We start from the raw sequence: 13086 nt of genomic DNA on the forward strand, positions 1-13086 counted from the left end.
GCGTCGTCCTGGGTGGGGCAGGCGACGCGGACGATCTGGCAGCCGGACGCGGTCAGTTCGGCGATCTGCTGGAGGGTGGCGCCGATGTCGGAGGTGCGCGTCGTGGTCATCGACTGCACCGACACGGGGGCATCCCCGCCGACGGCCACGGACCCGACCTGGATCTGGCGGCTCTTCCGGCGCTCGGCGAGCTTGGTCGGAACGGACGGCATGCCGAGAGAAATCGCAGTCATCTGCTGTGCAACCCCAAGTCGTGGATCAAGGTCCGGCCCCGTGAGCAGCGGGCTCCGCGCTTCGAGATTACGGCACGGGCGGGGGCTCGGGCACATCCCACCCGGGGCGCCACCCGAGCGGAGGCGGCCCGGCACGGAGCGTGCCGGGCCGCCTGCGGCTCCGTGTGACTAGGAGATTCTCACCGGGTTCACCACATCCGCGATCAGGACCAGGATCGTGAAGCAGATGAAGATCCCGGCGACGACGTAGGCGACCGGCATGAGCTTCGCCACGTCGAAGGGTCCCGGGTCGGGGCGGCGCAGCAGCCTGGCCAGGTTGCGGCGCAGCGACTCCCACAGGGCGCCCGCGATGTGGCCGCCGTCGAGCGGCAACAGCGGAAGCATGTTGAACAGGAACAGCGAGAGGTTGAAGCCGGCGACCAGCATGACGGCCATGGCCAGCTGCTGGGTGGGCGGGATGTCGAGCGTGAAGATCTCGCCGCCCACGCGGGCCGCGCCGACCACGCCCATCGGGGAGTCCGCCTCGCGTTCGGCGCCGTCGAAGGCCGCGTTCCACAGGGCCGGGATCTTGCCGGGGAGGGCGGCGAGGGAGTCGACGGCGTCGGCGATGCGGTCGCCCATCCAGGTCACGGAGTCGCCGAAGTCCTGTTTGACGACGCCGGTGGCGGCGCTGAAGCCGAGGAAGCCGGCCTGGACGTACTCGCCCTCGACGATCTGGCCGCTGCCGTCCTTCTTGGCGACCTTGTTGGTGGCGATCGTGGCGCGCAGGGTGACGTCCTCGCCGCCCCGCTCGACGACGATGGGCACCTCCTTGCCGGGGGCGGAGCGGATCAGGTCGGACAGCTCGTTCCAGTCGTCGGTGCGCACACCGTCGAAGGAGACGATCTTGTCGCCCGCCTTGAGGCCGGCCGCCGCGGCCGGGGAGGCCGGGTCGCCCTTCTCGCACTTGTCGCGGTTCTCGCTCTGCGCGATGACGCACTGGGAGACCGAGCTGACCGAGGTGGTCTGCTGCGTGATGCCGAAGCCCATCAGGACGATGAGGAACAGCACCACCGCGAGGACCAGGTTCATGAAGGGGCCGGCGAACATCACGATCACGCGCTTCCAGGGGGCGCGCGTGTAGAACATCCGCTTCTCGTCGCCGGGCTGCAGTTCCTCGTAGGCCGCGGTGCGGGCGTCCTCGATCATGCCGCGCCACGGGGAGGTGGAGCGGGCCTCCATACGGCCGTCGGGGCCGGGCGGGAACATGCCGATCATGCGGATGTAACCGCCGAACGGGACGGCCTTGACCCCGTACTCGGTCTCCCCCTTGCGGCGCGAGAAGAGGGTGGGACCGAAGCCGACCATGTACTGCGGCACGCGGATGCCGAAGAGTTTGGCGGTGGACAGGTGCCCCAGCTCGTGCCACGCGATCGAGAACAGCAGGCCGACCGCGAAGAGCACTATGCCGAGGATGAACATCAGGGTCGTCATGCACGGGCCTCCGCCGTCTGTGCCGCCAGTTCCCGGGCCCGGGTGCGCGCCCAGGTCTCCGCTTCGAGGACGTCCGACACGGTGAGTGAGGTTCCCGTACGCGGGGTGCCGTGCTCCTCGACCACCCGGGTGACGGTGTCCATGATCCCGTTGAAGGCCAGGGCGCCCCGGCGGAACGCCTCCACGCACTCCTCGTTGGCCGCATTGAACACCGCCGGGGCGGTGCCCGCGAGCTCGCCGACGTGCCGGGCGAGGTTCACGGAGGGGAAGGCCTCGTGGTCGAGCGGGAAGAACTCCCAGGTCGAGGCCTTGCTCCAGTCGAAGGTGGGGGCGGCGTCGGGCACGCGCTCGGGCCAGCCGAGGCCGATGGCGATGGGCCCGCGCATGTCGGGCGGGGTCGCCTGGGCCAGTGTCGATCCGTCCGTGAACTCAACCATCGAGTGGACGTACGACTGGGGATGCACGACGACCTCGATGCGGTCGAAGGGAATGTCGTAGAGCAGGTGCGCCTCGATGACCTCCAGGCCCTTGTTGACGAGGGTCGCGGAGTTGATCGTGATGACCGGGCCCATGGCCCAGGTGGGGTGCGCGAGGGCGTCCTCGACGGTGACCTGGGACAGTTCCTCCTTCGTACGGCCGCGGAAGGGGCCGCCGGAGGCGGTGACGACCAGCTTGCGGACGTCGGCGCGGGTGCCGGCGGCCAGGGCCTGGAAGAGGGCGGCGTGCTCGGAGTCGACCGGGATGATCTGGCCGGGCTTGGCCAGGGCCTTGACCAGCGGGCCGCCCACGATGAGCGACTCCTTGTTGGCGAGCGCGAGGGTGCGGCCCGCCTCCAGGGCGGCGAGGGTCGGGGCGAGTCCGATGGAGCCGGTGATGCCGTTCAGGACGGTGTGGCTGTCGGAGGCGGCGAGCAGGGTGGCGGCGTCGGGGCCGGCGAGGATCTCGGGGAGCGGTGTGTCCGGGCCGTACCGCGCGGTGAGCGCCTCGCGCAGGGCCGGTACGACGTCCTCGCGGGCCACGGCGACCGTGCGCACGCGCAGCCGGCGGGCCTGCTCGGCGAGGAGGGCCACGCGGCCGCCGTTGGCGGACAGGCCGGTGACCCGGAACCGGTCGGGGTTGCGCAGCACGAGGTCGATGGCCTGGGTCCCGATGGACCCGGTGGACCCGAGGATCACCACGTCCTTCGGGCCGTCGCCCGCCACCGGGTCGTAGACGAGGTGCGGGTCGGCGAGTGGGGCTGGACTGTCGCTCATCCCTCCATTGTTGCCGTAAGCATCGTGTGCGAGGACAGCGCGTCCCCTCCCCGGGGGCGCGCGCCGCATCGGCCCGCGCCCCCGGGAGGGCCGGCCTACCGGATCGGCCGGTGGACGTTCTCCCGCCGGGACGGTCCCGGTGCCGCGTCGGCGATCCACGGCCCGTCCGTGGACGGGTCGATGATGCCCTGCTCCAGCCAGGTGTAGGTGCCGGACAGGACGCCCTTGACGACCTTGCGGTCGAGGTCGTCGGTGTTGGTCCACAGGCGGGTGAAGAGCTCCTCGATCCGGATGCGGGCCTGGCGGCAGAAGACGTCGGCGAGCTGGTAGGCCTCGCGGCCGTGGTCGCCCCGGCTGCGCAGGTGCTCGGCGCGCACGCACGCGGCGCTCATGGCGAACAGCTCGGCGCCGATGTCGACGATCCGGCCGAGGAAGCCCTGCTTGGACTCCATGCGGCCCTGCCAGCGGGACATGGCGTAGAACGTGGAGCGGGCGAGCTTGCGGGCGGTGCGCTCCACGTAGCGCAGGTGACCGGAGAGGTCGACGCCGTTCCTGAACTCGCCGTACGAGGTGGGGAGCTGGCCCGGTCCCGCGACCAGCCTGGGGAGCCACTTGGCGTAGAAGGCGCCCGCGTTGGCGCCCGCCTTCGCCTTGTCGCCGAGGGACTTCTCCGGGTCGATGAGGTCACCGGCGACGGAGAGGTGGGCGTCGACGGCCTCGCGGGCGATCAGCAGGTGCATGATCTCCGTGGAGCCCTCGAAGATGCGGTTGATGCGCAGGTCGCGCAGCAACTGCTCGGCGGGGACGCCGCGTTCGCCACGGGCCCGGAGGGAGTCGGCCGTCTCGAAGCCGCGGCCGCCGCGGATCTGGACCAGCTCGTCGGCCATCGTCCAGGCCATCTCGGAGGCGTAGAGCTTGGCGAGGGCGCCTTCGATGCGGATGTCGTTGCGGTCCTCGTCGGCCATCTGCGAGGCCAGGTCGGTGACGGCCTCCAGGGCGAACGTCGTGGCCGCGATGAAGGAGATCTTGGAGCCGACCGCCTCGTGGTGCGCGACGGGCTTGCCCCACTGCTCGCGGGCCGCCGACCACTCCCGGGCGATCTTCAGGCACCACTTGCCGGCCGCGACGCAGGAGGCGGGCAGGGACAGCCGACCGGTGTTGAGGGTGGTCAGGGCGATCTTCAGGCCCTGGCCCTCCGCCCCGACCCGGTGGGAAGCGGGGACGCGGACCTGGTGGAAGCGGGTGACACCGTTCTCGATGCCGCGCAGGCCCATGAAGGCGTTGCGGTTCTCGACGGTGACACCGGGGGCGTTGGTCTCCACGACGAAGGCGGTGATGCCTCCCTTGTGGCCCTCGCTCTTCGGCACTCGGGCCATCACGACCAGCAGGTCGGCGACGACGCCGTTGGTGGTCCACAGCTTCACGCCGTCGAGGACGTAGTCGTCGCCGTCAGGCACGGCCGTGGTGGCGAGGCGGGCCGGGTCGGAGCCGACGTCGGGCTCGGTGAGCAGGAAGGCGCTGATGTCCGTGCGGGCGCAGCGCGGCAGGAAGCGCTCGCGCTGCTCCTCGGTGCCGAACAGCTTCAGGGGCTGGGGCACGCCGATCGACTGGTGCGCGGACAGCAGTACGCCGATCGCGGGGCTGGCGGAGCCCACCAGGGCGAGGGCCTTGTTGTAGTACACCTGCGTCAGGCCGAGCCCGCCGTACTTGGTGGCGATCTTCATGCCGAAGGCGCCGAGCTCCTTCAGGCCGTCGATCACCTGGTCGGGGATCCGGGCCTCGCGCTCGATGAGGGCGCCGTCGACCTTGGTCTCGACGAAGTCGCGGAGCTTGGCGAGGAACTCCTCGCCGCGCTGGGCCGCCTCGTCGTCGGGGACGGGGTGGGGGTGGATGAGGTCGAGCCGGAAGCGGCCGAGGAACAGCTCCTTGGCGAAGCTGGGCTTGCGCCAGTGCTGTTCCCGGGCGGCCTCCGCCACCTCTCGGGCCTCCCGCTCGGTGACGGCGGGACGGGATGAGGGGGTGGTGGAAGCGGACATGAGGGGCACCTCGCCGCAACTAGGAAGATTGAGGACTGTACGTTACCGACCAGTGCTACTCGATCGTTGGTACCCGAATACGGACGCCGCCACCAGTCCTCGCGCGTCCGTTCGGCCGAAGGGGCGCGCGGCGTGCCCGGCCCTTGTAGCGCGCCGCGCCGCGGTGTTGCATACAGGTGCCTCCCGGGCACCTTCCCGCGGCCGGGGCCTCGCTCGGACGTTGCCATCGGCCGGTGTCTGTCGGTCGCCGAGGACGGCTTCCTGCACCCCCCGCCGACCAGCCGGGCGGCTGGGTCGTCCAGGAGACGTGCCGCCTGGAACGGCACGGGAGCGGGCACCTCCTGAAGCACCCGGCACCGGTGCCTTCCGGTACCGGGCCCCTTCGCGGAGCCTGTGTGGAGATGGTTGCCAGGGGTCAGAGGGCGATGCCGGTGAGGACCATCACGCGCTCGTAGGTGTAGTCCTCCATGGCGAACCGCACACCCTCGCGGCCCACACCGGACTGCTTGACGCCGCCGTACGGCATCTGGTCGGCGCGGTAGGAGGGGACGTCGCCGACGACGACACCGCCGACCTCCAGGGCCCGGTGGGCGCGGAAGGCGGTCTGCAGGTCGTGGGTGAACACGCCTGCCTGCAGGCCGTACTTGGAGTCGTTGACGGCGGCGAACGCCTCGGCCTCGCCGTCCACCTTCTGCACGGTGAGGACCGGTCCGAAGACCTCCTCGCAGGAGAGCGTCACGTCGGCCGGGACGCCGGCCAGCACGGTGGGGGCGTAGCTCGTACCCTCGCGCTTGCCGCCGGTGAGCAGCTCGGCACCGGCCCGGACGGCCTCCTGGACCCACGCCTCGACGCGCTGGGCGGCGTCCTCGCTGACCAGCGGGCCGACGTCGGTGGCGTCGTCGCTCGGGTCGCCCGTGACCTGCGCCTCGACGGCGGCCACGATGCGCGGCAGCAGCCGGTCGTACACCGAGGCGTCGGCGATGACCCGCTGGACGGAGATACAGGACTGGCCGCCCTGGTAGTTGGAGAAGGTGGCGATGCGGCTCGCCGCCTGGTCCAGGTCCTCGTCGCTCGCCCAGTCGGCGAGGACGACGGCCGCCCCGTTGCCGCCCAGTTCCAGGGTGCAGTGTTTGCGCGGCACCGAGTCCATGATCGCGTAACCGACCTTCTCGGAGCCCGTGAAGGAGATGACGGGCAGGCGCTCGTCCTGCACGAGGGCGGGCATCTTGGCGTTCTCGACCGGCAGGATGCTCCAGGAGCCCGCGGGCAGCCCGGTCTCGGCCAGCAGCTCGCCCAGGCTCAGTCCGGACAGCGGGGTGGCCGGGGCGGGCTTGAGGATGATCGGGGCGCCGGCGGCGATGGCGGGGGCGACCTTGTGGGCGCAGAGGTTCAGCGGGAAGTTGAACGGCGCGATCCCGAGGACGACGCCCTTGGGGAAGCGGCGGGTGAGGGCGAGCCGGCCCTGGCCGCCGAGGTCGGTGTCGAGCCGCTGGGCCTCGCCGCCGTTGAAGCGCCGGGCCTCCTCGGCCGCGAACCGGAACACGGACACGGCCCGGCCGACCTCGCCCCGCGCCCACTTCAGGGGCTTGCCGTTCTCGGCGGAGATCAGCCGCGCGATCTCCTCGCTGCGCTCGGCCAGACGCTTGCTGACGTGGTCGAGGGCGGCGGCCCGCACGTGCGCCGGGGTCGCGGCGAACTCGTCCCGCACCGCGTACGCGGCGGCCACGGCCTCCTCGACCTGCGCGTCCGTCGGCACGCTCACCGTGCCGACGCGTCGCCCGTCCCAGGGGGAGGCGACGTCGAAGGTGTCCTCGCCGGTGGCCTGGCGGCCGGCGAGCCAGAAGGCGTGGGTGGAGGTCATGTCGGTTCCGGCCCTTCGGCGTCGGGGGTGGTCCAGTACTGCGGAACCAACGGTAGGCGCGGGCCGGCCGAACGGCGCTTGTCCGAGGTGGAGCAGTCGCACGCCGCGACGCTACGGATCGGCCAGTCCGTCCCTGGTGCGACCGGACCGTGCGGATGCACGTCCTGGCACGCCGCCGCCGTCGCCCCCGCCCACAACGCAGGGTGTGCCGGTGCGCGCCCGAGCCGGCCGCCGCCGCGTCCCACTGCCGGATCGGCCAGTCGTCATCCGTCAGGAGTGCGACCGTGCCGAGGCACATCCGGGTAGGCCGCCACCGTCGGCACCCCCCGCATCGGCTACTCCGCTGACGTCGCCTTGAGAGCCAGCCAGAGCTCCATCCGGGCGTCCGCGTCGTCCAGGGAGCGGCCCAGGATCTCCTCCACCCGGCGCATCCGGTAACGCAGGGTGTGCCGGTGCACGCCCAGGTCGGCCGCCGCCGCGTCCCACTGACCGTGCCTGGAGAGCCAGGCATGCAACGAGGCCACCAGGTCACCGCGGCCGGTGGCGTCGTGCTCGTACAGGGGGCGCAGCATGCCGTCGGCGAACGCCCGTACGGCGTCGTCCGCCAGCAGCGGCAGCACGGATCCGGCCGCCATCTGCTCGTGCTCCACGAGCACGCGCCCGCGCCGCCGCGCCACCGACAGCGCCTGCTCGGCCTGCTTGTACGCGGCGGACGCGGCGATCGGCCCGGCCGGTGCCGACAGGCCCACCAAGAGCTCGTCCTCCTCGCCCCCGGGCACCTTCTCACGCACGCCGGCCCGGGCGGTCTCCAGCGCGGCCGCGTACGCGCCGCAGGCCTCCGCCGCGGCGCCGCCGTCGGCGGCCAGCACCACGAGACGCTCCCCCTCCGGCACCACCAGCACGGCCTCGCCGGCCCGGGCCGCCGCGGACTCGACGACATCGGCGAGGGCCGCGAGGGGGTCGCCGCCGGTGCCGGCCGCGGCCGGCGCGGCGGCGGAGGGCCGTTCGGCGGCCGGGGCGGCGCCCGTCCGGGCCTCGGCGCGGGCCAGTGCCACCGACGCCGACACCGGTATCCGCTCCGCGACCATCATCCGGAACGGCGCGTCGAGCAGCCCGCCGTACAGGTCGCCGGCGACCGCGCGGGCGTGGTCCGGCTCTCCGGCCAGCAGCATGCGCAGCACGGCCGCGCCGATCCGCTGCTCGGCGGCCTGGAGGGCACGGGAGCGTTCCGTGGTCAGGGTCAGCAGGGCGATGGCCGAGTGGACGGCATAGCGCTCGGCGGTGCCGGGGGCGGCGGCCGTCCCCACGGCGAGGGCGGCGCGTGGGCGCCGGCCGGTGCCGAGGGAGTGCAGTTCGACCCGGTCCTCGTTCTCCGGCCCGCCGACCACCGAGGAGGCGTGCGCGGCGCGGTCCCGCAGCCGCTGCACGTCGCCGGTGAGCCGCGCGGCCCGGCGTCCCGCCCACTCCGGGGCCGCGGCGACGACCGCGCCCGAGGCGTCGTAGAGCGCCGCCCAGCCGTCGACCTGCTGGGCGAGAGCGGCCAGCAGTCCCTCGGGCCCGCCCGTCTGCGCCTGCCGGGTCAGCTCCCGCTGGGCGGCGAACCCGGCGGTGACGGCCCGGTACTGTTCGGCTGCGATCGCGGCGGACACGGCCTTGCTGATGGCCAGGAACGGCGTGCGGCGCGGCACCTCCAGCAGCGGCAGGCCCTCCTCCTCGGCGGCGTCGACGAGTGCCTCGGGGATCTCCTCGTAGTTCACGCCGACGGCGAAGCCGAGCCCGACCACTCCGGCGCCGGCCAGCCTCCGCACGTAGCGCCGCATGGCCTCCGGGTCCTCGGCGTCCAGCTTGAGCGCGGTGATCAGCAGCAGTTCCCCGCCCTCCATGTAGGGCACGGGGTCGGCGAGTTCGCTGACGTGCGCCCAGCGCACCGGCACGTCGAGGCGGTCCTCCCCCGCCCGCACGGTCAGCTTGAGCGCGGAGTGGTGGACGAGCGAGGCGAGCGTCGGGGGCATGAGGCCTTCAGGTGTGCGTCAGGTCCGTGTGACCGGCGTGATCTCTGTGCTCTTTTGGCCGCGGCGTATGAACGACCTGCGACGATTCTGCCTCAGCGTACGGTCTAGAGACACCGGGAACGGCCGGTCCCCCGCGGACCGGCATGAACGCCTCCCGCATCACCACTCCGGCCCCCGTGGACGCCGGGAGCATCACCCCCGGAGGTTCACCAGCAGGGGGGGTGCGTGCTCGCCGTGCACATCGGTGAGGGACAGCACGGCGTGCCCGGCGGGAACGCCGTGGGCCAGCTCGGAGGCGGACCAGCGCTCGCGCTCGACCTGGCGGACGGTCACGGCCCGGGCGGTCGGCGCCTTGCCGGTGATCGCCCGCCGCACGGCGTGCAGTGCCTTGCCGGCCGGTGTCTCCGCGATGATCTGCCGGTCGGTGACGTCCCGCGCCTCGGTCCACTCCTTGCCCCACACCTCGGCGAAGTCCTGCCCGTCCCAGGGCGTGAGCCCCGCCAGCGCCATCCGACAGCCGGCGGCCCCGAGCAGCGGCCCGCGCAACGGCCGGGGCACGTCGTCCAGCGTCCGCAGGGTCAGCACCACACCGGCGTTGCCGGAGCGCAGCCGCTGGATGCCGCGCACGGCCTCGGGGGTGACGACCCCGGTCGCGTCGTCCAGCACCAGGCAGGCGAACAGCGACCGGTCCTCCCGTACGGCGACACTGGCCGTGAACTGCGCCAGCACCAGCCGGGCCAGCATCCGGGAGGCGTCGGCGTGCCCGCGTTCGGGCAGGTCGACGCGGACGCGCACGGGGTGGTCGAGGGCCTTGAGCGTGAAGGGCCGCGACTGCCCGGAGGTGTCGAAGAACCCGGCGAAGGCGGGCCGGTCGAGCAGCGCCACGCGATCGGCCAGTACCCCGCCGACGTCCCCGGGCTGCCCCATCTGCCGCTCCCGGGCGTCGAGCTCCCGCAGCAGCGACTCCTGCCCGGCGTCCCGCAGCCCCTGCCGCAGCGCGGCGAACGGCCCGGGCGCCCCGTCGAGCAGCTGCCGCAGCTCGGGTACGGAGGGGAAGCGCCCGTGGACGGCCCGGAAGGGCCCGAGCAACTGCGCCAGCAGGGTCGTGGAGCGCCGGCTGTCGCTGCCCGGATGCGGGTCGGCCAGATCCCCGACGAGTCCCTCCGCGAGCACCGCCGCGGCCTCGTCGGGGTCGCTGCTGCCCCCGTACAGATCGAGGTCGTACTCCGACTCCGGGTTCCCGATCCGCACGACGACGTCGTAGGAGTCGGGCGGCCCCAGCCCCGCCCCGGCGGCGCCGAGGACGACCACGGCCGCCCGCCCGGCCAGGGCGTGCAGACAGAGCGACTCGGCGACGGGCCGGACGACCGCCCCCGTCTTGCCGGACCCCGCGGGACCGACGGCCAGCAGCGAGGTGCCGAGGAGGTCGGGGCCGAGGGCCAGGCCCGCCCCGCGGTAGGCGTAGGGGTTGCGGACGTCGTCCACGGTCGTGCCGAGCCGGACCTGGCCGGTGACCAGGTCGTGCAGGGCGAGCCGGGCGGGCAGGTCGCGCTCGCCGGAGGGGTGGAGGCAGGCGGCCGCGCCGTCCGTGAGCACGGCGGCGCTGAACGTGGCGAGGCTGTGCCGCCCGGTGCGCACGCCCTGCCAGGCACGGAGGATCCGGGCGTGGTCGACGTCCTTCATGAACCCGGAGCGGGCGTCGGCCGCGAGCCGCTCGGCGGCGTCGGCGGCCCCCGCGGCGCGCAGCTCGTTCCACTGGGCCGGGTCGTCCTGGGACGCCGGATCGGCCTCCTGGGCCTCGGGCCGGCGGAACCGGGGCACGACGAAGCGGCGCCAGACCTCGCCCCAGCGGCCGAGCCGGGCCACCCCGACCGTGATCGCCAGAGCGACGAGCAGTTCGTAGCCCCGGTACACCAGGAACGTGCCGGTCTCGCCGAGATCGCTGTCGCCGCCGCGCCAGACGTCGGGGACGATCAGGTCGAACGGCACCCACCACCAGCTGCCGAGGTACCCGTTCTGCAGCAGCGACCAGATCAGCCACCCCACCAGGAAGGCGATCAGCGCACCGCTCAGCAGCTGCCGGGTGGGGATCTCCTCGGGCTCCTCCGCGGGCCGCGGCCGGTGCCCGAACCGCCACACGCCGGGCGCGGCGTCGGGCCGCGGCGCGCGGAGCCAGGCGAGGAAGGCCGAACCGTCGGGCGGCGGTGCCGCCGGTGCCCGCGGCGGCCGGGGAGGCATCGCGGGCACCTCCGGGGGTCCCGCCGGACGCGGCACCGGATTCACATGCGTACCCCGCGCGTCCCGGGTCCCGTCGCTGTCCATCGCCCTTGCCCCCTGACCAGCCGCTCCGTCCACCATCAGCGAGCCAATCTAACGCCCTCCGCTGGGGAGTTCACCGCTTACGCGGCCGCGTCGCGGGCAGCGGCCCGCCAAGCCGCCATGTCCACCCCGGACAAGCCGCTGTGCCGACAACGCCCACATGGAGCATGCCCACCCCCGTCACCCCGTCCTAGCCTGCGAGAAAAGAAGTCAACGGTCTGTACAAGTCCCGCACCATCCAGGAGCCCCGCATGAGCGCACTTCCGCAGGAGCGTCGCGTCGTCACCGCCATTCCCGGTCCGAAGTCGCAGGAGCTGCAGGCCCGCCGTACCGCCGCGGTCGCGCAGGGTGTGGGGTCCGTGCTGCCCGTGTTCACGGCGCGCGCGGGGGGCGGGATCATCGAGGACGTCGACGGCAACCGTCTGATCGACTTCGGGTCGGGCATCGCCGTGACGTCCGTCGGCGCCTCCGCCGAGGCCGTCGTACGGCGCGCGTCGGCGCAGCTCGCCGACTTCACCCACACCTGTTTCATGGTCACGCCGTACGAGGGCTACGTCGAGGTCGCCGAGGCGCTCGCCGAGCTCACCCCGGGTGACCACGCGAAGAAGAGCGCGCTGTTCAACTCCGGCGCCGAGGCCGTCGAGAACGCCGTGAAGATCGCGCGCGCCGCCACGAAGCGGCAGGCCGTCGTCGTGTTCGACCACGGCTACCACGGGCGCACCAACCTGACGATGGCGCTGACCGCGAAGAACATGCCGTACAAGCACGGCTTCGGTCCGTTCGCGCCCGAGGTCTACCGCGTGCCGGTGGCGTACGGCTACCGCTGGCCGACCGGGCCCGAGAACGCCGGTCCCGAGGCCGCCGCGCAGGCCATCGACCAGATCGGCAAGCAGGTCGGCGCGGAGAACGTCGCCGCGATCATCATCGAGCCGGTGCTCGGCGAGGGCGGCTTCATCGAGCCGGCCAAGGGCTTCCTGCCGGCGATCCGGACGTTCGCCTCCGACCACGGCATCGTCTTCGTCGCCGACGAGATCCAGTCCGGCTTCTGCCGCACCGGCCAGTGGTTCGCCTGCGAGGACGAGGGGATCGTCCCGGACCTCATCACCACCGCCAAGGGCATCGCCGGCGGTCTGCCGCTCGCGGCGGTGACCGGGCGCGCCGAGATCATGGACGCCGCGCACGCCGGCGGCCTCGGCGGCACCTACGGCGGCAACCCCGTCGCCTGCGCGGGCGCGCTCGGCGCGATCGAGACGATGAAGGAGCTCGACCTCAACGCCAGGGCCAAGCGCATCGAGGCCGTGATGAAGGCCCGTCTGACGGCCATGCAGGAGAAGTTCGACATCATCGGCGACGTCCGCGGCCGCGGCGCGATGATCGCCGTCGAGCTGGTCAAGGACCGCGCCACCAAGGAGCCGAACCCGGAGGCGACCGCCGCGCTCGCCAAGGCCTGCCACGCCGAGGGCCTGCTGGTCCTGACCTGTGGCACCTACGGCAACGTGCTCCGCTTCCTGCCACCGCTGGTGATCGGCGAGGACCTGCTGAACGAGGGCCTCGACATCATCGAGCAGGGTTTCGCACGCGTCTGACACCGGCCGGGCCGCGCATCCGAGCCGCCGTCGGGGCAGGTGAGCCGCTCCGGTTCCCTTCCCGGGGCGGCGAGCGGCAGAGGCTGTGAAGAAGGTGTGCGAGGTGGATGACAGGGCGTCTCGCGGGCTGTCCCCGGACCAGCCCCTGTCGTAGGTTCTACCCCGATGAGAGATACACCCCCGCCCACAGGGGACTGTGGGTGACATCAGGCCGGTGCCTCCCCGGCTTCGACCTGGTCGTGCCCTCGCGCACACGACAGAGCCCCCAACGCTCTGGATCTCCTCACCGGTCGGACGGTCGCCCGCCCCAAAC

8 protein-coding genes are annotated in these 13086 nt (G+C 72.9%); 1 reads left to right on the forward strand and 7 read right to left on the reverse strand.

Annotated elements, in window-relative coordinates; translation table 11 throughout:
* The 7 genes from ACFW6P_RS25475 to ACFW6P_RS25505 all read right to left on the reverse strand — a co-directional run.
* Positions 1-233: flavodoxin-dependent (E)-4-hydroxy-3-methylbut-2-enyl-diphosphate synthase (locus tag ACFW6P_RS25475; protein ID WP_366815309.1), on the reverse strand; the 233-nt coding region annotated here is incomplete at its 3' end.
* Between the two features lie 168 nt (positions 234-401).
* A complete protein-coding gene (locus ACFW6P_RS25480; protein ID WP_386359739.1) occupies positions 402-1694 on the reverse strand; it encodes a M50 family metallopeptidase in 1293 nt (430 codons plus the stop codon).
* A gap of 8 nt (positions 1695-1702) precedes the next feature.
* Positions 1703-2959, reverse strand: a complete 1257-nt coding sequence (gene dxr / locus ACFW6P_RS25485; protein ID WP_386359728.1) for a 1-deoxy-D-xylulose-5-phosphate reductoisomerase — start codon at positions 2957-2959, stop codon at positions 1703-1705.
* A gap of 95 nt (positions 2960-3054) precedes the next feature.
* Positions 3055-4995, reverse strand: a complete 1941-nt coding sequence (locus ACFW6P_RS25490; RefSeq protein WP_386359729.1) for an acyl-CoA dehydrogenase family protein — start codon at positions 4993-4995, stop codon at positions 3055-3057.
* 415 nt (positions 4996-5410) lie between these two features.
* Complete coding sequence (locus ACFW6P_RS25495; RefSeq protein WP_386359731.1) at positions 5411-6856, reverse strand: aldehyde dehydrogenase family protein; 1446 nt, start codon at positions 6854-6856, stop codon at positions 5411-5413.
* 335 nt (positions 6857-7191) lie between these two features.
* Complete coding sequence (locus tag ACFW6P_RS25500; protein WP_386424908.1) at positions 7192-8868, reverse strand: PucR family transcriptional regulator; 1677 nt, start codon at positions 8866-8868, stop codon at positions 7192-7194.
* A gap of 192 nt (positions 8869-9060) precedes the next feature.
* A complete protein-coding gene (locus ACFW6P_RS25505; RefSeq protein WP_386424911.1) occupies positions 9061-11190 on the reverse strand; it encodes an ATP-binding protein in 2130 nt (709 codons plus the stop codon).
* A 287-nt stretch (positions 11191-11477) separates the two neighbouring features.
* Between ACFW6P_RS25505 and gabT the strand changes: the two genes are divergently transcribed.
* The gene (gene gabT / locus ACFW6P_RS25510) at positions 11478-12773 is read left to right on the forward strand and encodes a 4-aminobutyrate--2-oxoglutarate transaminase (protein ID WP_386359741.1); all 1296 of its coding nucleotides are present in this window, start codon (positions 11478-11480) and stop codon (positions 12771-12773) included.
* Positions 12774-13086 lie beyond the last annotated feature (313 nt).

Source organism: Streptomyces sp. NPDC058741 (genome assembly GCF_042746715.1).
GTDB lineage: Bacteria > Actinomycetota > Actinomycetes > Streptomycetales > Streptomycetaceae > Streptomyces.